Origin of the sequence: Nocardia kruczakiae NBRC 101016, from assembly GCF_001612965.1 — a bacterium.
In the GTDB taxonomy this organism is placed as follows: domain Bacteria; phylum Actinomycetota; class Actinomycetes; order Mycobacteriales; family Mycobacteriaceae; genus Nocardia; species Nocardia kruczakiae.
The window spans coordinates 52,549-73,277 of the sequence record NZ_BDBL01000015.1; the positions used below are offsets into that span (position 1 = coordinate 52,549).

22 protein-coding genes are annotated in these 20,729 nt (G+C 67.1%); 9 read left to right on the forward strand and 13 right to left on the reverse strand.

Annotation, left to right across the window (positions count from 1 at the left end):
* Positions 1-156 precede the first annotated feature (156 nt).
* Positions 157-477, reverse strand: a complete 321-nt coding sequence (locus NK1_RS12595) for a hypothetical protein (RefSeq protein WP_063008719.1) — start codon at positions 475-477, stop codon at positions 157-159.
* A gap of 274 nt (positions 478-751) precedes the next feature.
* Positions 752-1,312: a hypothetical protein gene (locus NK1_RS12605; protein ID WP_063008721.1), complete on the reverse strand. Its 561-nt coding sequence runs from the start codon at positions 1,310-1,312 to the stop codon at positions 752-754.
* 298 nt (positions 1,313-1,610) lie between these two features.
* Between NK1_RS12605 and NK1_RS12610 the strand changes: the two genes are divergently transcribed.
* From NK1_RS12610 to NK1_RS12615, 3 genes are all read left to right on the forward strand, one after another.
* The gene (locus NK1_RS12610; RefSeq protein WP_063008722.1) at positions 1,611-2,492 is read left to right on the forward strand and encodes a helix-turn-helix domain-containing protein; all 882 of its coding nucleotides are present in this window, start codon (positions 1,611-1,613) and stop codon (positions 2,490-2,492) included.
* On the forward strand, positions 2,489-2,698 hold the full coding sequence (locus tag NK1_RS33685) for a DUF397 domain-containing protein (RefSeq protein ID WP_084460817.1): 210 nt from the start codon (positions 2,489-2,491) through the stop codon (positions 2,696-2,698). The genes NK1_RS12610 and NK1_RS33685 overlap by 4 nt, the downstream gene beginning before the upstream one ends.
* A gap of 67 nt (positions 2,699-2,765) precedes the next feature.
* On the forward strand, positions 2,766-3,164 hold the full coding sequence (locus NK1_RS12615; protein ID WP_063008723.1) for a DUF4870 domain-containing protein: 399 nt from the start codon (positions 2,766-2,768) through the stop codon (positions 3,162-3,164).
* 123 nt (positions 3,165-3,287) lie between these two features.
* Here NK1_RS12615 and NK1_RS12620 read toward each other — a convergent pair whose 3' ends face one another.
* On the reverse strand, positions 3,288-4,175 hold the full coding sequence (locus tag NK1_RS12620; RefSeq protein ID WP_063008724.1) for an LLM class flavin-dependent oxidoreductase: 888 nt from the start codon (positions 4,173-4,175) through the stop codon (positions 3,288-3,290).
* A gap of 194 nt (positions 4,176-4,369) precedes the next feature.
* On the opposite strand from NK1_RS12620, the gene NK1_RS12625 reads away from it, so the two are divergent.
* Entirely contained in the window at positions 4,370-4,687 is a 318-nt protein-coding gene (locus tag NK1_RS12625) for a DUF222 domain-containing protein (RefSeq protein WP_063002454.1), read from the forward strand.
* A 15-nt stretch (positions 4,688-4,702) separates the two neighbouring features.
* On the opposite strand, the gene NK1_RS12630 is transcribed toward NK1_RS12625, so the two are convergent.
* On the reverse strand, positions 4,703-6,067 hold the full coding sequence (locus tag NK1_RS12630) for an LLM class flavin-dependent oxidoreductase (protein WP_063008725.1): 1,365 nt from the start codon (positions 6,065-6,067) through the stop codon (positions 4,703-4,705).
* 221 nt (positions 6,068-6,288) lie between these two features.
* Between NK1_RS12630 and NK1_RS12635 the strand changes: the two genes are divergently transcribed.
* Both NK1_RS12635 and NK1_RS12640 read left to right on the forward strand, forming a co-directional pair.
* Positions 6,289-7,500, forward strand: coding sequence for a GNAT family N-acetyltransferase (locus NK1_RS12635; protein WP_063008726.1), 1,212 nt, complete (start codon positions 6,289-6,291; stop codon positions 7,498-7,500).
* Positions 7,501-7,687: 187 nt separating this feature from the next.
* Entirely contained in the window at positions 7,688-8,458 is a 771-nt protein-coding gene (locus NK1_RS12640) for a trans-aconitate 2-methyltransferase (RefSeq protein WP_063008727.1), read from the forward strand.
* 107 nt (positions 8,459-8,565) lie between these two features.
* Here the strand turns inward: NK1_RS12640 and NK1_RS12645 are convergent, their stop codons facing one another.
* Together NK1_RS12645 and NK1_RS12650 are read right to left on the reverse strand one after the other, a co-directional pair.
* Positions 8,566-9,129, reverse strand: coding sequence for a dihydrofolate reductase family protein (locus tag NK1_RS12645; RefSeq protein ID WP_063008728.1), 564 nt, complete (start codon positions 9,127-9,129; stop codon positions 8,566-8,568).
* A gap of 228 nt (positions 9,130-9,357) precedes the next feature.
* Complete coding sequence (locus NK1_RS12650) at positions 9,358-9,693, reverse strand: EthD family reductase (RefSeq protein WP_063905989.1); 336 nt, start codon at positions 9,691-9,693, stop codon at positions 9,358-9,360.
* Between the two features lie 589 nt (positions 9,694-10,282).
* On the opposite strand from NK1_RS12650, the gene NK1_RS12660 reads away from it, so the two are divergent.
* On the forward strand, positions 10,283-11,218 hold the full coding sequence (locus NK1_RS12660; protein WP_063008729.1) for an oxidoreductase: 936 nt from the start codon (positions 10,283-10,285) through the stop codon (positions 11,216-11,218).
* Between the two features lie 3 nt (positions 11,219-11,221).
* On the opposite strand, the gene hpnE is transcribed toward NK1_RS12660, so the two are convergent.
* Positions 11,222-12,646, reverse strand: a complete 1,425-nt coding sequence (gene hpnE, locus NK1_RS12665) for a hydroxysqualene dehydroxylase HpnE (protein WP_084460819.1) — start codon at positions 12,644-12,646, stop codon at positions 11,222-11,224.
* A gap of 153 nt (positions 12,647-12,799) precedes the next feature.
* Here hpnE and NK1_RS12670 point away from each other — a divergent pair, with 153 nt between their 5' ends.
* Entirely contained in the window at positions 12,800-13,495 is a 696-nt protein-coding gene (locus NK1_RS12670; protein WP_063008731.1) for a class I SAM-dependent methyltransferase, read from the forward strand.
* Positions 13,496-13,566: 71 nt separating this feature from the next.
* Here NK1_RS12670 and NK1_RS12675 read toward each other — a convergent pair whose 3' ends face one another.
* From NK1_RS12675 to NK1_RS12690, 4 genes are all read right to left on the reverse strand, one after another.
* On the reverse strand, positions 13,567-14,532 hold the full coding sequence (locus NK1_RS12675; protein ID WP_063008732.1) for an ABC transporter substrate-binding protein: 966 nt from the start codon (positions 14,530-14,532) through the stop codon (positions 13,567-13,569).
* Between the two features lie 61 nt (positions 14,533-14,593).
* The gene (locus tag NK1_RS12680; protein WP_063008733.1) at positions 14,594-15,352 is read right to left on the reverse strand and encodes an ABC transporter ATP-binding protein; all 759 of its coding nucleotides are present in this window, start codon (positions 15,350-15,352) and stop codon (positions 14,594-14,596) included.
* 1 nt (position 15,353) lies between these two features.
* On the reverse strand, positions 15,354-16,205 hold the full coding sequence (locus tag NK1_RS12685) for an ABC transporter permease (protein ID WP_063008734.1): 852 nt from the start codon (positions 16,203-16,205) through the stop codon (positions 15,354-15,356).
* A 52-nt stretch (positions 16,206-16,257) separates the two neighbouring features.
* Entirely contained in the window at positions 16,258-17,589 is a 1,332-nt protein-coding gene (locus tag NK1_RS12690; RefSeq protein ID WP_063008818.1) for an aryl-sulfate sulfotransferase, read from the reverse strand.
* A 155-nt stretch (positions 17,590-17,744) separates the two neighbouring features.
* On the opposite strand from NK1_RS12690, the gene NK1_RS12695 reads away from it, so the two are divergent.
* Entirely contained in the window at positions 17,745-18,773 is a 1,029-nt protein-coding gene (locus NK1_RS12695) for a LacI family DNA-binding transcriptional regulator (RefSeq protein ID WP_245660463.1), read from the forward strand.
* Between the two features lie 39 nt (positions 18,774-18,812).
* Here NK1_RS12695 and NK1_RS12700 read toward each other — a convergent pair whose 3' ends face one another.
* The gene (locus NK1_RS12700; RefSeq protein WP_063008735.1) at positions 18,813-19,613 is read right to left on the reverse strand and encodes a DUF2382 domain-containing protein; all 801 of its coding nucleotides are present in this window, start codon (positions 19,611-19,613) and stop codon (positions 18,813-18,815) included.
* A gap of 260 nt (positions 19,614-19,873) precedes the next feature.
* Entirely contained in the window at positions 19,874-20,698 is an 825-nt protein-coding gene (locus NK1_RS12705; protein WP_063008736.1) for a hypothetical protein, read from the reverse strand.
* Between the last annotated feature and the right edge of the window lie 31 nt (positions 20,699-20,729).

Here is a 20,729-nt window from a genome sequence, read left to right on the forward strand (position 1 = left end):
GTGAACTGATCGTGCAAACCCCGCCGTTTTTGGCGGTTTTCGCGCATTTCCGCCGAGGTTTGCACGAAAAATTCAGGGTGAGCGGACTGTGGGCCCGGGCGGTCACCGAAGCAGCCCACCGCAAGCATGTCACCGCGACGAGCGTTGCGACCCGCACTACCAATCCGGCTGGTAACCCCAACGCCACATGTCTGCGGGCTCCACTGTGACCAGGGCCGCGAATCCGCACACCGATCGCGGACTGCCGCCGACATGCGCCAGATCGTGAACGATCACCGCGACCGCATCGACCCGGCGCACAGCGGGAAGCAGATCAGGCACCGGCACGTCGGCAACCATCGCCGGCAGGCGATAACCCGCCTCGGTCGCGCGCCGGCGAATCGCGGCTTCTATCCGAGTTCGCCGATCGCCCGCCAGATCGGAGCGGACATATCCGATTGCCTTGGGCCACTTCGACTTGTCCGCCTCCGCGCTCATCCGAAGAACCGCGTTACGGGCGCAGATTCCGAATTGCGGTGGCCCGGTATCCATTCGGTCCACATCTGGTGGGCAACGCGATCCCAGACGGTGGCCCAGCGGCGGCCGTCTGTTCCCGTGCCGCCGCGAGATCGGTGCCCGGCGCGAACTCGATCACGTCGCCGGTGGCCGTATCGCGCGTCCGCCTGATCTCGATATGACGGTAATTCTTCATCGTCCACACCGCTTCCAGACCGTCCGCCTCGGTACACCTGGTCCTGTCGTCCATCACCGCCTACCTCTGGTTCCGCATGTCGGTGAGCAGCCCGTCCAGCACGCTCAGGAGCGTGCCGAGGTCCGGACCCGCCGCCACCGGCAGTTCGCTGCCGATCGGGTCGAGCCGGATACCGCGCGCCGCGGCACGCTCGCGCAGCGTGTGAACCGGAGGAACGATCTTCCCGGCCCGCACGAGGAACCCGAACGCGGCGGCTTTGCGGGGACACCGATGGGCGCTACACCCTTTGTGCTGCTGCATGATTCGCCGCGCGGCCGATTCGGTGAGCGGATGCGGCGGCCCGGCGTGCTCCGGTGCGATCGGACTGCGCGCCCACGTCTCAGGCGGGCACACCGTTTCCAGATCACACCAGTCGCACACCCGCGCCGGGCTGTGATCGAGGGTGCTCAAGTCGTAGACCACGACCGCGGCAGCGTCGATACCGAGGGCGATCGCCAGGCCGTAACCGACGGGATCCGGCCGATCCTCGGGTGGCCGCACGGTGTAGACGTAGTGATAACCCAGCCGCTCGGCATGGCGTTCGATCGCCAGCGCGTGCCGCGAGGTGTCCGCGCCGGACACGCCGGGTCGAACAAGCCCGATAGCTCTGGGGCGCTTATCATTTCGTCGACTTCCATCGGTGTCCGGCAGTGTGTCCGGCTGTTCGAGCATGGGAAATTTCGGCATGTTCGGGCTTCCGAAGACGGGGATGTGGTGGAGGTGCTTGCGGATTGCCGGGTCGGCCGCCCCACCGCTCGCACACATCGAGTACACCATTGCCCGAGCCCAAACTGCACTACTTGCATTACGATTCATGGCAACTCAAATCAGTGCAAATCAGCTGCAATGATCCAATGGCTTCTGTCAACGAGGTGGATGCATGCCCGCACAGACAACAACGCTGCCCCGACGCCTTCTCGCTCGCCGCCTGGTCGAGCTCCGCGAGACGGCGAAGCTGACTCGCGACAAAGCCGCTCAGCTTTCCGAGATCAGCACACATACGTTGTGGCGCTTGGAAACTGGCCAAGGCAGCCAGATCAAGAAGATGGTCATTCGGGCCTTGTGTGATGTGTACGAGGCAACCGAGGACGACCGGACCGCTTTGTTGTGGCTTGCTGAACAATCACGAAAGGACGGCTGGTGGCAGTCCTACCGTGACGAGATCGTGGACTACGTCGGCCTGTTCATCGGGCTCGAACAGTCGGCACGACGCATCACATCGTTTCAGTTGACGTTGCTGCCCGGAATGGTGCAGACAGCCGGATACCGGCGCGCGATCGCTCTCGCGTTCGATCCCACCGTCACCGAGGAGGAGATCGAACGACACGTCGAACTCCTGGCCAAACGACAACGACGCCTTGAAGATTCGGCCGACGCCTTCACTCTGGACGTGATGCTCAGCGAGGCGGCGCTGCGCCACCACATCGGCGGGCGAACCGTAATGGCGGACCAAGTACGCCATCTGATCGACCTCAGCAACCGCCCTAACGTATCCATCAGCCTCGTGCCTCTTACGTTCGGCGGTTACCTCGGGCTACAGGCCGGATCGTTCGTGCTGCTCGAATTCCCGCACCACCCGAACCCTGCGCTCACCGAGCCACCTGTCGCATATGTCGAGGGCTACACTGGCGCTTTGTACCTGGACAAGTCCGACGAGATCGAGCAGTACCATGCAGCGGTTTCAAGCATCCGAAACGCTGCATTGAGCGAGACGGAGTCCAGGGCGTTGCTGCAAGCGGTTTTAGAGGAGTACAGAGCGTGAGTGTCGACCTGTCCACTGCCCAGTGGTACAAGAGCCGGCGAAGCCACGGTAAAGATGCGTGCGTGGAGGTTGCGCACCTCAGCGACAGCACAGTAGGCGTACGCGACTCCAAAAACCCCACCGGCCCAGCACTCATCTTCACCCCCGCCGAATGGGACGCCTTCACCACCGGCATTCAGAACGGCAGGTTCCAGCGACCGGCGTAGCAGCGACCTGCGGGTTCGCGGGGAAAGTTGGGATCGGTAGGGGGCGCGCGCGGCGTCTACTCACCTCATGACATTTTCTCAACCTCCCGCGAACCAACCGCAGTCCGCCGGCTTGGACAAGAAGACCAGCGCGATCCTGTCGTACGCGCTGGGGTGGCTCACCGGAATCATCTTCCTCTTCGTGGGGAAGCACGATCCCGATGTGAAATTCCATGCCTCGCAATCGATCGTCTTCTTCGGGGCGGTCTCCGTGCTCAATATCGTGCTGAGTATCGTCGGCTCGCTCCTCGGGGCCCTGGGGATCATCTTCAGCCTCGTCGGCCTCGTCGTCGCGGTCTTCACGGTCGTCGTCTGGATCATGGCCATGGTCCGGGCGAACAACACCGGCGGCGTCCGCGCGGCGCTGCCCATCGTCGGAAAATTCACCGCCCCGTACGCCGACCGGCTGGCCAACTCGATCAACTAACGGCGTCTTCACATGGCGGCGGATACGACAGTCCGAAGACCAACGGCCCGAGACGATCTCGGGCCGTTGGCGTCCGCGCGCAACAGCCCGTGCACCCAAGCACGGGTCACGACGCACCGAGCGTCACTGCCGCGCGGCCACCACCTCGGACGCAACCTCGAGGAACTTCAGGTCGGTGACGGCAGGGACCAGGATGAACTCGTCGCAGCCGGCCTGCTCCGCGCCGTCGAGAATGCCGGCGAGCACCTCGGGACTCGACGCGCGCGCCGACGCGGCGACCATGTCGGCCAGGTCGGACCCGAGGAAGCCGAGGTAGCGAGCGGTGAAGGAGCGCAGCGCCTCGGACGCGTCGGGGACGCCCAAGGCGGTGAAGCAGCCGCTGACCTTGCGCGGGGTCGTCGTCCGACCGGCTTCGGCCCAGTACCGGTCGGCGCGATCGCCTACCTTGGCGATCTCCTCGGCGTCACCCGCGATGCTGAAGCCGGAGATGCCGTCGGCCCACCGCGCCGCCCGGCGCATCGCCTTCGGCCCCATCGCACCGGCGAGGATGATCGGCCCACCCGGCTGCACACACGCCGGCCCCACCGGGTCCGCACCCTCGAACGGGGGTTCGCCGGCGAGCAGTGATTTCAGCTCGGCGACCTTGTCGTCGAGCTGCTGGTGGCGTCGCTTGAAATCAGCGCCGAGAGCGCGGTAGTCGTGTTCGCGACCGCCGACACCGACGGCGACCTCGAGGCGGCCGTTCGCGAGCTGATCGAGGGTGCCGATCTGCTGGGCGACCATCGCCATCGGATGCTGCGGAAGCACCCAGAGATTCGCCAGGACCTGCACTCGCTCGGTGACCGCGGCGCAGGCGCCCAGCGTCGCGACCATCTCCGGATTCGAGAACGTCACCCGCTCACCGACGGAAACGCTCGAAAACGGGCCCGCGTCGATTCGCCGGGCCCAGTCGAGCGTCGTACCCGGCCCGTAGCCGGGAGCCATCTGCGGAAGTGCGACACCGATTTTCATGAGGCGACCCTCTCAGACCCACCCTGCCCCGGTCACGCGATCCCCCATTCCGGCAAATCACGCCCGCCGCCGCGGGCTCCTGCCGCAGCAGCGGATCCGGCCCGTCGAACGCAGTCTTGCATCCCTGAAAAGTTCGACGCGCTGGATGCGTCTTTTATCGAACAAATGTTCGAGACTGCGGTAGGCTCTCCCGCGTGAACACACATTCGACTGCGTTGGCACCGAATGCTCCGGCACGGGGATGGTCGGAACTGGCCGATGTCGACTTGCTGCGCACCCTCGTCGAAACCGAACGCCGGCGACGACGATTGGGTGCGGCCATGGTCGCGGCCGTTGCCGAGGCCGAGCGCCGCGGCCTCGCCGCCGACACCGGCTACCGCGATACAGCAGAGCTATTGAGCGATCTACTGCGGATCAGCGCTTCCGAGGCGCGTCGGCGAATCGAATACGCCGCCCCGCGAGCCCGCTCCCGCGCCAGAAAGGCGTGGCGGGCGATGGCAGCGGCAGGCTGAGCCGAGCCAGGGCGGCTAGGCTCCGGCCCGCACAACTCGCCCACGCGCCGCCGGTTCCAGGGTCGCCGGACCCAAACCGAGGTGATCGCGCAGCGTCGTCCCGGTGTAGTCGGTGCGGAACAGGCCGCGGCGCTGTAGTTCCGGCACCACCAGGTCGACGAAATCGTTGAAGGTGCCCGGCGCCTGCGCGGCGGACAGGATGTAACCGTCGGCCTCGCCGCCGTGGAACCCCTCCTCGATCTGATCGGCGATCTGTTCGGGCGTGCCGACGAACTGCGGCAGCAGCACCCCCTGCGCGTACAGCCGGCCGATATCGCGCAGCGTCAGGTTGTCGCGGACGCTGAGCCGGCGAGCCACATCGAACAAACCCTGCGTGCCCGGGACCACCACGTCTTCGATCGGTGCGTCGAGGTCGTAGCGCGAGAAGTCGTGGTCGGTGTGCACCGACAGCGTGATGAGCCCGGAGACCGGATCGGCGAGTTCGTTGTGGAAGGCCTGCTTCTCCCGGGCGATCGACTCGGTCTCCCCCACGAACGGCACGAACGACGGGAAGATCTTCAGGTCGTCCGGATTGCGGCCGAAGTCGGAGGCACGCGATTTCAGATCGTCGTAGTAGGCGCGCCGGCCCTCCGGAGTCGGGTCGATCTCGAAGACGGCCTCGGCCCAGCGCGCGGCGAAATCCTTACCGACAGAAGAGGATCCGGCCTGGATGATCACCGGCCGGCTCTGCGGCGAATGCGGCACGGTCAGCGGCCCGCGCGTCTTGAACCAGGTTCCGGCATGGTCGACCACGTGTACCTTGTCCGGGTCGGCGAAGACCCCGGACGCCTTGTCCCGCACGAGCGCATCGGGCTCCCAGCTGCCCCACAGGCGGTATGCCACCTCGAGGAATTCCTGCGCCCGGTCGTAGCGTTCGTCGTGGCCCAGATGGTTGTCGAGACCGAAGTTCTGCGCCTCCGCCTGATTGAGCGAGGTGACCACATTCCAGGCCGCGCGCCCACCCGAGAGGTGATCCAGTGTGCCGAAGATCCGCGCCACCTCGTACGGGTGAAAGTAGGTGGTGGACTTGGTGATCGCGAGCCCGATCCGGTCGGTCACATTCGCCAGCCCGGCCGCCACCAGCGCCGGATCGATCGTGGCCGAAGCCTGGGTGCCGCTGCGCAACGGCACCCGGATGTCGTCGCCGTAGCGCACCGGCGTCGCCAGCAGATCGGCGAAGAACAGGAAGTCGAATTTGCCGCGCTCCAGCGTCTGCGCCACCCGGCGGTAGTAGCCGGGCGCCAGATAATCGGTCTCCGAGCCGGGATGCCGCCACGCCGCATGCGAATGGGTGACATGGGACGCGATCAGGAATCCGGCCAGATGCAATGCGCGAGACATGAGCCCAGCTTCGGCCACGCGGGCGGCGCGGTCACCGGTTGCAATCAGCGTGATCCACGTTCACCGGCAGTCCGCTTCCGACCCCCGGACTGCCGTGACGGCGTCGCCGTCTGCGCCGGAACACGTGACCGTATTCACAGGGGACGGCCGCAGCGGTGGCCCGCTACCGTGGTCCGAGGGTGTGGCCCGCGAAACGACCGCGTACGAGCCGGAGGTGACGAATGACCAGCGGAACAGCAGCCGTCGAACTCGCGACGCTGACCGCGGCCGGGGATGTGCGGACGGCGGGAGATATCTTCCGTACCGCGATGGTCGGCCTGCCGCCGTTGCCGGACGGCGCCGACGGACTGGTGGAGCCGGGGCGCACGCTCGGGGCGCGGTTGGACGGGCAGTTGGTCGGGGCGGTCGACTCCTATACGAGTTGGCTGGTGGCGCCCGGCGGGCAGCGTCTTCCGCATGCGGCCGTCACGCACGTCGGTGTGCTGCCGACCCACACTCGCCGGGGTGTGGTGAGTGCCTTGGTGCGGCGTCAGCTGGCCGATATCGCCGAGCGCGGTGAGGTGGTCGCGAGTCTGCGCGCCACCCAGGGCGGCATCTACGAGCGGTTCGGGTACGGGGTGGCGAGTTCGTACGCGACGCTCGAGGTGGATCGACGGCAGGCCCGGTTGCGCGACACCGTCGACGCGGGCGGGCCGGTGCGATATCCCGATGCCGAGAACCGGTGGGAGACGCTCGCGAAAGTCTATGCGGCCGCAGATATTTCGTGGAACGGCGCGATCGACCGGCCGCCGTATTGGTGGCGGTTCCAGGAGTTGGTCGCCGGCAACGCCGGTTGGACGGTGGTGCACGGCGAGCCCGGTGCCGAGGACGGATTCCTGCGCTATCGCCCTTCGGACAGCGCGGGCTGGCCGCGCAATCCGCAGCGCACGGTCGTCGTCGACGACTGGGTGGCGACGACGCCCGCGGCCTATCGCGGACTGCTGGGACACCTGCTCACCCACGACATCGTGGACCGGATCGTGATCACCTTCGCACCGCTCGACAGTCCGCTGCGGCACCTGTTCACCGACGAGCGGGTGGTCTCCGTCGCCGGCGTGCACGACGAGACCTGGCTGCGGCTCGTGGACGTCGCGACGGCGCTGGAACGCCGAAGCTACCGCGAGGCACCGGCAGTGGTCCTCGCGGTGACCGACGACCTCCTGCCCGCCAACACCGGCTCCTACCGCATCGCCGCCGACGCCGTCACCCGCGTCGACGCGCCCGCCGATCTCACCACCGACGTGGCCGCTCTCGCCGCGGTGTACCTCGGCGGATCCACCTGGCGGCAGCTCGCCCTGGCCGGGCGGGTGCGCGAAAACCGCAGCGGCGCAATCGAAGACGCGGACAACCTGTTCACCACCACCTCGGCCCCTTTCGCCGGCACCTATTTCTGAACCCGGCGCGACGACCCACGTCAGCGCCGGGCCACCGGTGGGGACGAGGCGGTCGCGACGCGGCGGAGTCGACCGGATGCTCGACCCAGCGGCTGGATCGCTCCGCACCGCTGCCGCACCGGAAGCGCCGCAGCACGCTAACATAACGCTTGTACGGTTTAGCACCTCCGGCGATGGGACGCAGCCCATGTGGGATCCCGAGAAATACCGCAGTTTCGGCGACCATCGTTCGCGACCGTTCTTCGAACTCCTGGCGCGCATCGACGCCGAGAAACCGCGCCGGGTGGTCGACCTGGGGTGCGGGCCCGGACAGCTCACCGGTGTGCTGGCTCGGAGGTGGCCGCAGGCGCGGATCGACGCGTTCGATTCCTCACCCGAAATGGTCGCGGCAGCAAGAGAATCCGGTATCGACGCCGAAGTGCGCTCCGCCGAGGAGTGGCGGCCCGCACCCGATACCGATGTCGTGGTGACCAATGCGGTGCTGCAGTGGGTGCCGACGCACACCGCGCTGCTACCGCAGTGGGTCGCGGCCCTGCCGTCCGGGGCCTGGCTGGCGTTGCAGGTGCCGGGCAACTTCGACGCACCCTCCCATATCGCCATCCGCGAACTCGCCGCGCGTGCGGAATGGCGGCCGCGCCTGGAATCGAGCGGCATCCTGCAACCGCGCGACGTCCTCGATCCGAGCGGCTACGCGACGCTGCTCACGGCGGCCGGATGCACGGTCGACGCCTGGGAGACCACCTATCTGCAGCGGCTGACCGGCAACGATCCGGTCCTCGAATGGGTGACCGGAACCGCCCTGCGCCCAGTCCGAAGCGCGCTCGACGACGAAGCATGGGCGGAATTCACCGCCCAGCTCGCCCCGCTCCTGAGCGCCGCCTACCCGCAACGCGCGGACGGAACGACGTGGTTGCCGTTCCGGCGGATCTTCGCCGTGGCGCACAAGTCCGGCGACTAGGTTCTGTGTCGAAGTGAGGTGAGGGTGGCAATGGCTCCGCAATATAATCGGGGCCGACTCCGATTGACGTCGCGCCGCCCTGGTCGCCGCAGGAAAGCGGGTTGCATTCAGCGTCGGACGCGATAACGAATATGCGTAGCGGCAGGCGTATTGATCACCTCGACGATGTCGAGTTCGATTTCCGACGGCAACGTGTCGAACAAGCGACGTCCACGACCGAGCAACACGGGAATCACATGGACTTGCAGTTCGTCGAGCACCCCCGCTGCCAACGCCTCGCGCACAGTGTATGCGCCGCCGCGTATCTGCACATTCCGCTCCCCAGCAGCAGCTTTCGCCTGTGCCATCGCGCTTTCGATGCCGTCTTGCACATAGGTCACCAGCGGATAACCCCAGCGAGCGGCCGGTGCAGGCGGGCGATGGCTGGGTACGAAGATCGGTTGGCCGTTGTGATCGCCACCCCAGTGGTCCATCAGCTCCGCGGTCCGCCGGCCCGACAACACCGCACCCGCGGCGTTCCACTCCTCCTGGAATTGGACGAGCGGCCCGGACGCATCGGTGTCTGCGGCCCACAGATGCAATCGCTCACCGTCCTCACCGCCGAGGAAGTCATCGGAATCCGCGATATACCCGTCGAGCGACATCGACATATCAAGCACTGATACAGACATAGTTGACTCTTTCGCAGGTGTCGGGAGTGAGCTTCCTACCCGATCGGACGACGGCGGGCCGCGAAATTCATCGCTGACTCGCCACAGGTTCCTAGCGCCTCATCGAGCGCCTCTGCGACAACGCATCCCGCACCGAGCTCGTCGAGCTACACGGTGCCCGCCGTCGACCCGGCCCAGGACTTCGTCCGGCTCTACGGCGCCTAGGTTCTGTCTCGATGTACGTCGTGGCTATGCCTCGTCGAGCTGGAGGACCATGCTGCGGATGGTCGCATAGCGGCTGAGATGTTCGCGCACATCGGCGGCGCACTGCCGCCCGAGCTCGGATTCGAACGCCGCGACGAGGGCGGTCATGTCATCCCAATCCAGCATTCCCACGATGTAGTACGGCTCGCCGACTACGGGCTTCACGTCGCGGCTGACGGTGTAACGACGCAGGCCCGGCAGCTTGTTGGCGAGCGGGATATGTACATCCCAATAGTGGTGTTCGAATGCCTCGATGTCGGAAGGGGTTTCGTACATGACCAGGAATCGGGCCGCAGGCTTGGGCGGCGTCGGTGCGCTCATCGGTCGGTCTCCTCGGGTGCTGATGGTCCGGCCGCGTTGTTCGACCGGCTCCACAGTTCCGACGAACGACACCCCACCGGATCGACAGCTCGGCATCGAATTGTGAAACCGGTTTCCCACAGAGTGCGGGCGGTTCCAGCCTCGCCCCCTTACGCATCGATCAGGTCCGCTCCCCTATGGCTCAGTGCGAGACAGAACCCAGGTCGTGTCTCCCAGTGATTTGAGCTATTCGACGATGAGAGCCAGTGTGAATCCGGCGCGGTAGGTCAGGGCGAGCTTGTCGTAGCGAGTCGCGACTGCGCGCCGGTGTTCGGCCTTGTGGAATGCGCGCTCGGCCACGGTGCGTCGTTTGTATTCGACCTTGTCGATGGCGAGCTACGTCCTGGCCCAGGTGTACCGTATCGACAACGGAAAGCTCGTCGAGCATTGGGAGTATCCGGAGCCGGCCTTTTACCACGCGTGGCGATGAGGTCGACTCAGATCTGTTGGGCGGCGCTGCGATTCGCAGGGTCGGCAGACTCCGGACACCTGACCAAGCGCTACGCCCCTAGTGGAGAAGTATCCGGGCCCCCGACGTGAGCGAGGTGAAATGAAAATGTACCGGCGTCAGCGTTGGACGGCTGACGCGATACCGGATCAATCGGGGCGCACTGTCGTTGTGACAGGCGCTAATTCGGGTATCGGGTACGAGATCGCCGCTGCTCTTGCGCGTCGCGGAGCCCGCACGGTGCTCGCCGTGCGAGACATCGGCGCGGGAGCCGAAGCTGCCGCCAGAATCGCCGACTCTCAACTCGGCGCTACCGTCAGCGTGCAGCAGCTCGATCTCGCATCCATGCGATCTGTCAGATCCGCGGCCGCCGAACTGCGCGCAAGCTACCCCCGCATCGACCTGTTGATCAACAACGCGGGGCTGGTCGCGTTTACGAAGGGATCCACCGAGGAGGGCTTCGAACTCCACTTCGGCGTGTGTCACCTCGGACACTTCGCGCTGACAGGCTTGCTCTTGGATGTTCTGATGAACACACCCGGAGCCCGAATCGTGACCGTGAGCAGTTTCGGCCACCGCATGGCTGGTGACGGCATCGACTTCGCCGACCCACACTGGCAACGGCGTCCCTACAAGTGGGTACACGCCTACGGCCAGGCCAAGCTCGCCAACCTGCTCTTCACATACGAACTCCAACGTCGGCTGGCTGCGGCCTCAGGTACGAACGCCATCGCCGTGGCAGCGCACCCGGGCACGACGAAGACACACCTCGTCAGAGACGCCCCGATATCCATACGGCTGCAGAACAGACTGCTCGGCAGCTTGCGTCAAGGCGCTGCGATGGGAGCACTGCCGATATTGCGCGCCGCAACGGACCCCGCAGTTGCAGGCGGCCAATACTTCGGTCCCGGAGGACTGGGCGAACTACGAGGCCATCCCCGGATCGTCAGCTCGTCTGCCACCTCCCACAATGTCCTGCTTCAGCGCAGATTATGGGAGATGTCCGAGGACCTCACCGGTGTTCGGTATTCCGTATGACCACTACGTCAGGTAGCGGCGCACCGCGTCGACTGCGCGCCGGCCGCTCTCGGCGGCGGATTCCATGGTGGAGGGCAGTTCGGTGCGCGTCCAGTCACCGGCGAGGAACAGACCCCGCACCGGGGTGGTCTGGTCCAAGCGCAGGGATTCGAAGCCGGGGTGCGCCGAGAAGGTGGCCTGCGGTTGGTGAATCACCTTGGTGCGCAACACTGTCGCGGTGCGCGCCTCGGGGTAGTGGGTGCGCAGCGATTCGAGCGCGGCCGCGACGAACGCCTCCCCGGGCAGGTGCACCACTTCCCAGGACGCGCTGACCGCCAGCGAATAGCAGTAGCCGTCGCGGTGGTCGCCGTCGTGCATCCCGCTGGTGTCGAACACCCACTCGATGGTGGTGTCGCGCAGATTCTCGGCCAGCCGCACCATTCGCAGCGGACTGTCCAACCAGACGTAGACGCTCGAGATCGGCGCGGGCTCGATCTTGCGCGCGGGTGCGAAGAATTCGTTGCTGCCGAGCGCGCCGCGGTCCAGCAGGGTGGTCAGCGACCACGGCGGCAGCGTGAGAATCGCCGCGTCGCAGTCGATTCGCTGCCCGCCGGCGAGCCGCAGTCCGGTCAGCCGCTCCCCATCCGGACCGGTGTCGAGTTCCACATCGACCAGTTGCGTCCCGGTCACGATCCGCGCGCCGCGCTCCCGCAGATACCGCTCGGCGGGAGCGACGAACAGCTCGTGCAGGCTCACCCGCGGCCACACCGCGTCGCCCGCGCGGATATTGCCCGCCAGCGCCCGCCGTCCGATGAAATGCAACGCCTGCGCGAAGGTGAAAGCCGACACCCGGTCGGGTTTTTCGTTGAGCAGGCCGATCACCAGCTGGTCCAGACTCAGCCGCCGCAGTGAATGCGGTACATCGAGCTCCCAGAACCACCGGTCGACGGTCATCCGGTCCAGCTCCGGCGACGGATTCCACGCGGCGGCACCGATTCGCAGCCAACTGCGCAGCGCCGGCAGCCGATCGCGCAACGGGATCGGCGGCCAGGCCATCCACGCCAGGCCCGCGGTATTGCGGACCAGGGCCGGCAACCAGCGCGGTCCCCGTGTGGTGAGCAACCGGCCGGGGCCGGTGCGGATCGCGAACGGCGGTGCGTCCCAGCGCAATTGATCGGCGGTGCCGATGGTGTCGACATAGCGCAGCAGGGCGTCGTAGCAACCGGCGAACAGATGCTGACCGTTGTCGACCAATTCGTCGACCCCGGCGACGTCGAAGGAGAACGTCCGCCCGCCGAGTCGGCCCCGCTTCTCCACCAGGGTGATATCGAACCCCTGCTCGGCCAGCCACACCGCGGCAGACAGCCCCGCCAGGCCCCCGCCCACCACGGCGACATGCCGCGCACCCGAACGCGGGTTGACGAGAGACTGAGTATCTATTTCACTCATCCGCTCATGCTACGGGGAACCGGTAACGGACGTTGGGTTATCGAGCCACGCCCGGAACAAGCCCCTACCGCCCGCACCCCCGCACGCGGCGCAGCCGTAGCATCGAATGAGCTCCATCCATGTCTGATAGCCCCGACCGATCCGGAGGACATCATGACCACACCGGGCGATTTCACGTTCGAGGATGCGTACCAGGGCGACGCCGGCCCGTTCTCCGGCGCCAAACCGCCATGGAGTATCGGCGAGCCGCAGCCGGAGCTGAAAGTGCTTGCCGAACAAGGCAAATTCCACGGCGACGTCCTCGACGTCGGCTGCGGTGAGGCCGCGATCTCGCTGTATCTGGCCGAGCGCGGCTTCACGACGGTCGGGCTGGACTCCGCCCCGACCGCCATCGAGCTGGCCCGCGCCGAGGCCGAGCGGCGCGGACTGACCACCGCCACCTACGAGGTCGCCGACATCACCTCGTTCACCGGGTACGACGGACGCTTCGGCACCATCGTCGACAGCACGCTCTTCCACTCGATCCCGGCCGATCAGCGCGACGCGTATCAGCGAGCCATCGTTCGCGCCGCGGCCCCGGGTGCGTCCTACTTCGTGCTCGTCTTCGACCGTAAGGCGTTACCGGCCTCACCCGAGGGATTCGGCCCCAATCCGGTGACCGAAGACGAACTGCGCGAGCTGGTTTCGAAGTACTGGGTCATCGACGACATCCGCCCGGCCCGCATCCACGGCAACGATCTCCCTCGCGACGATCGATCACCGATCCATTTCGAGGACGTGCGCGACGAGCCCGGCGGGCGCAGCTCGGTTCCCGCCTGGTTGCTGCAGGCCCACCTGGCTCTGGGCTGACCGGCGTCGCGCGGTCCCGCCTCGCCGCCCCCCGCGCGGGGCGGGGTGATGTCCGCGCGACGAGGCCCGGCCTATCCGCCCTGGGGCACGAACTTCGGTTCGGTGAGGGCCTGGTAGTCCGGCAGCGGGGCCGCTTTGTCGAGGGAACCCTGCGATTTGGCCCAGTCGGCCAGGGTCGTCAGCGTGCCGGCGAGCTCGGAGCGCAGCTGGAGACGGAAGTCGAACTCGGGCAGGATTTTTCGGATGAGGTCGGCCGACAGCTGAGTCGAGGCGGCAACCGCGGCGATCGCCGGCTCGGCTCCGGACGTCAGCTGCGTTCCCGCGTCGCCCAGAGCCGCGAAGAAGGAGGTCAGCGCATCGGATTTGCGGGTGACGGCGCTGTCGGTGGCCAGGTACAAGCTGTGCTGGCTGTAGGTGCCGCCGACCAGCTCTACCGCGTCGCTGCCGAGCGCGTCGATCACCTGGGCCTGGTACGGCTGGAAGATCGCGACCGCGTCCACATTGCGCTGTCCGGCCGCGGTCACCATCGCCTGCGGTGCCACCTGCACCAGTTTCGCGCCGATATTGCTGTGCGACAGTGCGTTCGACGCGAAGTACGCCGCACTGGTACCCAGCGGCGTCCCGACGGATCGGCCGCCGAGATCCGCCAGCGAGGCGATTCCCGCGCTGCGCCGGGCGACGATGCGCGAACCCTCCCAGCGCGATCCGTCGCCGACGATGCGCAGTGCGGGCGAACGGGTCAGCGCCGCCGCGGCCGGGACATCCGCGGCGGTGGCGATATCGAGTTGGCCGGCGGCGAGCGCCTGCAGCGCCTCGACCCCGGTGGAGAAGTTGACGACCTTCACCTTCACCCCGTGCCGGTCGAAATATCCGCCCTGCTGCGCCACCGGTACCTGCGCCCAGGAGGGATCGACGACGAAGCCGACGGTGAGGGTGTGCGGATCGGAGTCGTCGGCGCCGGAGCACGCGGCCAGCGGGACGATCAGCGCGACGAACGCGAGGATTGTGATCAGGGCGCGGGACATCAGTGATTTCACGGGCTTCTCTTCATCTGCGGAGGGGTGGAAGGCATTGCGGTACAGGGGCTTCGGAAACGCGTCAGAGAACTGAGCGCACGATTCCGAGTTCGTGGTGCAGGTTGCGGCGCAGACCGCTGTACCCGGGCTGGTCGGCGAGCGTATCGGCGGGGCGCGGGCGGGGCAGCGGATTCGTGATCAGGTCGACGATCTGCCCGTCGCGCAACACCCCGATGGTGTCGGCCAGCCGGATGGCCTCGTCCACGTCGTGGGTGACGAAGACGACGGTGCGTTGCAGCCGGGTCCACACATCGATCAGCAGGTCCTGCATGTTGAGCCGGGTGAGTGCGTCGAGGGCGGCGAACGGTTCGTCCATCAGCATGATGTCCGGTTCACCGGCGAGCATGCGGGCGATGCCGACGCGCTGGCGCATACCGCCCGACAACCGGCTCGGCCGCAGTCCGCCGACATCAGGGGGCAGACCGACGAGATCGAGCAGTTCCGCGATGCGATCTCGTCGCTGCCGGACCGCGACTCCGTGTGCGCGCAAAGCGAATTCGATATTCGCCGCGACGCTCATCCACGGGAACAACACATCGCGCTGGAACGCCACACCTCGACGCGGATCGGGACCGGTTACCCGCTTCCCCGCGTCGGTGACCGTGCCGGAGGTGGGTGCCAGCAGGCCCGCGAGGCAGTGCAGCAGCGTGGATTTGCCGCTGCCGGAGGCGCCGACGAGGACGGTGAACGAGCCGTCGGGCACCGTCAGATCGATACCGCGCAGCGTGGGTCGCTCGGTATCCGGGAAGCGCACCACCAGTTCGTGTGCGGCGATCGCCATCTCAGTTCACCTCCTTCGCCCAGCGCACCACCGGAGCGGTCAGCGCTGCGATCGCCAGATCGCAGGCCGCGCCGAGGACGCCGAGCACGATCAGGCAGAAGATCAGCCGGTCGGCCTGGGAGAACAACTGCGCCTGATAGATCCGATAGCCGATTCCCGCTGTGGTTCCGGTCATTTCGGCGACGACGATCAGCACGAACGCCATGGCGGCGCCGACCCGGATCCCGCCCACCACGTCGGGCGTCGCCTCCGGTAGCACGATCCGGGTGAGCGTGTGGCATCGGCTCGCACCGAGACAGCGCGCGGCCTGCAGATAGTGCTCCGGCGTGCCGGCGAAGCCGGAGTGACTGTTGATCCATACCGGGACGAACACGCCCAACGCGATGACCAGCACCTTGCTGTTCTCGCCGAGCCCGAACCACAGAATGGCCAGCGGGACCAGGCCGATGGTCGGAATCGGTGAAAGCAGCCGCAGCACGGGCTGCAACACCGCGCGCCCTGTTCGGGTGGTCGAGGTGGCGATCGCGGCGAGCACGCCCACGGCCACGCCGACCACGAGACCGAGCAGTGCGCGCTGCAGACTCGCGGCGATATCGGGCAGTAGCAGACCGTCGCTCCACAGCGCCTGCCCCGCGCGCGCGATCTGCGACACGGTCGGAAACAGCTGGCGCGGAAAGCTTCCCGATGCGGCCACCAGCGACCACGCGAGTGCGGCCAGCACCAGCCCGGCCGCGGTGCCGCCGACGGTCCGCCAGTGCCGCGGCAGCCGTGCGAGACGGATGCGATCGCGGCGTGGCGATGCCGGGGCGGGTGGCCCGGCGGTGTCCGGTGTGGTTCGCAGACTCGATGTCATGGGTCGAACTTCCTCGCGTGGATGATCGGCGGCGCGGCCGGTGAGAACCGGACTAGACGCCCGGAGAAACAGTGCCGCGCAGGTCGACGGCGACCGGGGCGGATCGCGGCGCGCCGATCGGCACCCAGTCGAACGGAACCGCCTGCGCCCGATAGACCATCGGCGTCCTGCTGAGGCGGTCCACGCCGGGCACGCGCGGCTCCCGGACCTCCGGTTCGCCCGCGACGCCGAGCCCCTCGTAGGGCGAGACGTACTCCCAGACCACCTGGCCCTGTGGCGTCACCTGGAATATGCGCCCCTGCATACCCTCGGTGATCAATGTGTTGCCGTTGGGCAGCCGCTGCGCGTTGCTGACGAACGAGCTGAAGAAGGTCCACGACGGCAGACCGGAATCCTCGGCGGTGTACTGCCAGACGATCTGACGCGTCGACGGATCCACTTCCAGCACACGGGATCCCGCGTAGATACCCAGCGGCGCCGGCGGATAACCGGCCCCGCCCTGGTTGTCGAAGATCAGAATGTTTCCGGCGCCCGGCAGGCCGTCGGCGATGAGGTGCGGATTGTGCTGCCCCGAGATCTGATCCAGCGGCCGCGGCACCTTGTGCGCGTTGATCCGCTGATGTTGCGCTCCGGCCTCGGCGTCGAAGTACGGGCCCAGCCGCCACACAACGGCTTTCGTCGTCTTGTCGATCAGGGCGACGACATTGGCCTTGCGGCAGCTGATGAGGATGTTGTCCGGGTGGAAGACCGTGTGCGGGTCCGCGCGGTGCCAATGATTGGGGCCCAGCGTTTTCGCGCTGTTGATCTCCAGGTAGCCCCACGGATCGTCCGGATCGCGAAGTACCGTGGCCCGCAGCGCATCCCAGCCGGCCTCCGAAAACCCCAGCTCGCGCAGATGGTCACCGGCGCGCCACTCCCACACGATCGCCCCGTCGGGATCCACCTCGTAGAGTCCTTGATCGCCGACCGGATGGGGGCCCAGACCGGGCACGACCCGTGGGATGGTGACCAGCAGCAGCCGGTTGCCGTTCGGCAGCAACTCCCAATCGTGGTTCTGCCGGGCGGCGCCGCCGGGCGCCTCCCGCCCCCATTCCCATATCCTCTCCCCCGACCAGCTCAGTTGTCCCACAGTGCGATTGGCGTAGATGCCGCCGCGTGGGTCGTCGCCCGGCTCGAGTTGTACCCCGACGTCGCCGAGCCGGCCGTCGTTGAGGGCGGGGTCGAGAATGCGCGGCGGCACCCCGGCGAACGGCCACTCCCGATGCACGTCGCCGTGGAGATCGATGAGCCGGGTGACACCGTCGGCTCCGGTGAAGAGGATGTAACTGTCGTGCGCCGGCTCCGGGTCGTGGTAGGTGACGCCTGTGAGTCGTACGAAGGCCATGCAGTTCACTCCATCAGTCACAGGTTGAGCGAGCGTGTCGCCGATGTTACGAATCTAATCGATTTGCGCCGCAGATCAGCCGCCCGGAGACTGTAATGATCCGGATGATTTCAAGTCTGGCCGAGCGAGGGCGAACCGCTGAGAATGGAGCGAATGTGACTGTCAAACGCGCGACTCTCGCCGATGTGGCCCGCCGGGCCGGTACCTCCACCGCAGTGGTCAGTTACGTACTCAACGACGGCCCGCGGCCGGTCTCGGAGTCGACGCGTGCCCGGGTGGTGGCCGCGTTGGACGCGCTCAACTATCGACCGGATCGGGCCGCGCGAGCGCTGCGCCGGCCACGACGGTGGCGGCACCTCGGACTGCTCGTGCCCGATGTGCGGATGCCGCTGTTCGCCACTCTGGTCGGGCATATCGAGGCCGAGGCGCGACGACGCGACCATCTGACCCTGATCGGCAACACCGGTTACGACCCGGAGCGGGAGATCGAATTCGCCTCCGCCTTCACCGATTCCGGTATCGAGGGGCTCATCGTGGTGGGCGGTGCCAACGGCCGTGCCACCGCAGACCTGTGCCGAAACGCGCGCATCCCGATCGTGTGGGTCCACAACAATCGTGACGAGGTCGAGCCCGACGTCGTGGGCGCCGACCACATCCGGGCCGGCGCCTCGGCGACCCGGCATCTGACCGACATCCATCGGCGCGGTGATGTCGTGTTCGTCGGCGGCTTCACCGCCGGCGAGGTGGCGCACGGCGACCGCGAGACGGTCGCACAACGATACGAGGGATATCGGTCGGTCGTCGGCTCCGAGCGGGCGCGCCGGATCGCCACCGATCTCACCCCCGCCGGCGCCTATCACGCCGTCGGGCGCTATCTGGCCGACAACCCGGCCCCCGATGGGCTGGTCGTCGGCACCTACGCGCAGGCCGCCGCGGCCCTGCGCGCGGTCGCCGACGCGGGGTTGCTCGTCCCCCGGGACCTCTCCGTGGTGGGCTACGACACGGATACCGCCGACACCTATGCGGCGGTCACACTCACCGCCGTTCGGCAGCCGATCGACCTCATCGCACGGCTGGCGCTGTCCCGCGTCCTGGATTCGGACGAGACGCAGCCGCCCGGCCCGCCGGAACCGATCGTGACCCATCTGGCGATCGGCGAAACCTGCGGCTGCTCAACCCGATAGGGCCGGGCCCGGTCCGGGCCCGGCTCACACCATCGGTGCTCAGCGTTCGTCCGGGTAGCGACGATCGTCGAAGCGCCGCGGATCGGTACCCTCGGTGTCGATGCGCTCCTTGCGCACGGTGTCGCCGACGGTCTCCTGTTCCTCGACGTCGTCGACGGCCAGGCGCACCCGCTCGACCGGCACCGTCTCCTTGTCCACGGTCACCCGGTCACGGTGCAGGGTGACTTCCTGTTCCTCGTCGCCCAGAGAGGTCTGGCCGTACGCGCCGGCGTCGGTGACCGGTTCGCGTTCCACACGGACCTCTTCGTGGCTGGTGGGCACCGTCACGGTCTGATCCTCGGTGACGACGTACTTGCGCAGGCGCGCGGTGCCGACCTCCTCACGCTGCGTATCGACGTTCAAGCGTTCCTCGGAACGGATCAGGCCCTGGTCGCCGGTGGCGGCGTGGCGGCCGGACGGGGCGGCATCGGGACGCGCGGTCCCCTGCCCGTCGCGCATCGCACGGCCGTAGGCGTCCCAGCCGGAGTGGTTCGGGTCGACGTGATAGTGGCGGAACAGCTGTTCCTCGCCCTCGCGGCTGATGTGCCCGTCCTGTTCGACGGCGGGCGCGGATTTGACCATTTCCTTGTCCACATTCACCCGCAGCGCGTCGGACTGCGGATTGTGCTGCGCCCCGACCAGCGGGACCAGCGAATCGTGGCGGAACAGTCCCGTGGACACCGATGCCCAGGTCGGCGAACCGGTTTCGTTGTTGACGTAGATGTTCTTGACCTTGCCGATCTTGTCGTCGTGCGAGTCGTACACGGTGCTGTCCATCAGAGTGTCGAGCTGTCCGGTCATGGTTGCTCTCCTCTCGATCGGATGAGATGGATTCACGGGGAATACGCCGGCGTGGGCCGGCTGTCGCCCCCGGCAGCCCAGCATGTTCGGCTACACATCGGCAGGTACCCGGCAATCATTCAGCGAAACCCGCGGCACAGGCATGAACTTCGATTTCATCCGGATCTCCCGGGTCGTTCACGCGCCCGCAGCACCGCCGCGGCACACCGATCTGATCTGTGGCGCTTTCGGATCTGCGCGGCATAGCCGCCGATCACTCGTCAGCGACCGGGCGCAGGTGCCGGTGCGGGGGTATCGCCGCCCGGCAGGCCGGCACCCACTCCGCCGACGTCAGTGATCGTCCAGTTACCGGAACGCCGGAGAGTGACGGTGTAGCTCGCGGTCGCGGCGACTCCGTCGGGGGTCTGGCGGCTGCGGGAGTTCATGTCGACGAAGACCTGCACCACATATCGATCGTCGTCGCGCTGAGAAACCTTGGCCGCCAGAGGTTTCGCGGTGGAGGTGTACTGCATCTCGGTCAGCAGCGGCCCGACCACGTTCACCGCGGCGTCCATCTTCACCTTCAGCGCGTCGGTGACGCCGGTGTCGAGGGCTCTGCGCCAGGCCTCGATATCGGTGTGGTCGACCTTGGACACAGCGAGCGCATAGTGCGTCGCGAAATCCTCTGCACTGCTGTCGATCTGCTGCTGTCCACGCAGACTCGCCAGTTGCGCGCCGGAGTCGTCGCTCGCCCACAGCACACCGAAGGTGAGCGCGGCGACGGTGGCGAGCACACCGAGTCCGGTGGAGAGCACGGTTCGATCCGGCCGGCGCCGGAGGAGATGCGGATGGCGTGTTGCTTCCCCCTTCGGGGTGCGTTCCCGCGCCTTGCCGGATGGCGAATTCCGCTCGGCCGCAACCTTTTCGACCGGCGCACTCGCCTCGTCCCGTGATGCCGCTGTGTCGCCGGTCCGGTTCCGCGATGCCGAAGAATCACCCGCCCCGGCTTCGGCATCGCCGTCTTCTGCCGAGGGCCGCTGGGCGGTGATCTCGCCGGCCGCTTCGGCGCCGTCGTCGGGTCCGGTGGCATTCTTCTCCTCGGGCATTCGCTGTCCTCTTCTTCGACGGGGCGGTTCG

Coding starts and splice junctions, on each gene's coding strand:
- NK1_RS12690 (WP_063008818.1), bottom strand. CDS start 17,589: ATGGCCTTCGTACGACTCACAGGCGTCACCTACCACGACCCGGAGCCG.
- NK1_RS12680 (WP_063008733.1), bottom strand. CDS start 15,352: ATGGCGATCGCCGCACACGAACTGGTGGTGCGCTTCCCGGATACCGAG.
- NK1_RS12660 (WP_063008729.1), top strand. CDS start 10,283: ATGAAAATGTACCGGCGTCAGCGTTGGACGGCTGACGCGATACCGGAT.
- NK1_RS12685 (WP_063008734.1), bottom strand. CDS start 16,205: ATGACATCGAGTCTGCGAACCACACCGGACACCGCCGGGCCACCCGCC.
- NK1_RS12700 (WP_063008735.1), bottom strand. CDS start 19,613: ATGACCGGACAGCTCGACACTCTGATGGACAGCACCGTGTACGACTCG.
- NK1_RS12650 (WP_063905989.1), bottom strand. CDS start 9,693: ATGAGCGCACCGACGCCGCCCAAGCCTGCGGCCCGATTCCTGGTCATG.
- NK1_RS12630 (WP_063008725.1), bottom strand. CDS start 6,067: ATGTCTCGCGCATTGCATCTGGCCGGATTCCTGATCGCGTCCCATGTC.
- NK1_RS12670 (WP_063008731.1), top strand. CDS start 12,800: ATGACCACACCGGGCGATTTCACGTTCGAGGATGCGTACCAGGGCGAC.
- NK1_RS12615 (WP_063008723.1), top strand. CDS start 2,766: ATGACATTTTCTCAACCTCCCGCGAACCAACCGCAGTCCGCCGGCTTG.
- NK1_RS12610 (WP_063008722.1), top strand. CDS start 1,611: ATGCCCGCACAGACAACAACGCTGCCCCGACGCCTTCTCGCTCGCCGC.
- NK1_RS12640 (WP_063008727.1), top strand. CDS start 7,688: ATGTGGGATCCCGAGAAATACCGCAGTTTCGGCGACCATCGTTCGCGA.
- NK1_RS12620 (WP_063008724.1), bottom strand. CDS start 4,175: ATGAAAATCGGTGTCGCACTTCCGCAGATGGCTCCCGGCTACGGGCCG.
- NK1_RS12645 (WP_063008728.1), bottom strand. CDS start 9,129: ATGTCTGTATCAGTGCTTGATATGTCGATGTCGCTCGACGGGTATATC.
- NK1_RS12635 (WP_063008726.1), top strand. CDS start 6,289: ATGACCAGCGGAACAGCAGCCGTCGAACTCGCGACGCTGACCGCGGCC.
- NK1_RS12705 (WP_063008736.1), bottom strand. CDS start 20,698: ATGCCCGAGGAGAAGAATGCCACCGGACCCGACGACGGCGCCGAAGCG.
- NK1_RS12595 (WP_063008719.1), bottom strand. CDS start 477: ATGAGCGCGGAGGCGGACAAGTCGAAGTGGCCCAAGGCAATCGGATAT.
- hpnE (WP_084460819.1), bottom strand. CDS start 12,646: ATGAGTGAAATAGATACTCAGTCTCTCGTCAACCCGCGTTCGGGTGCG.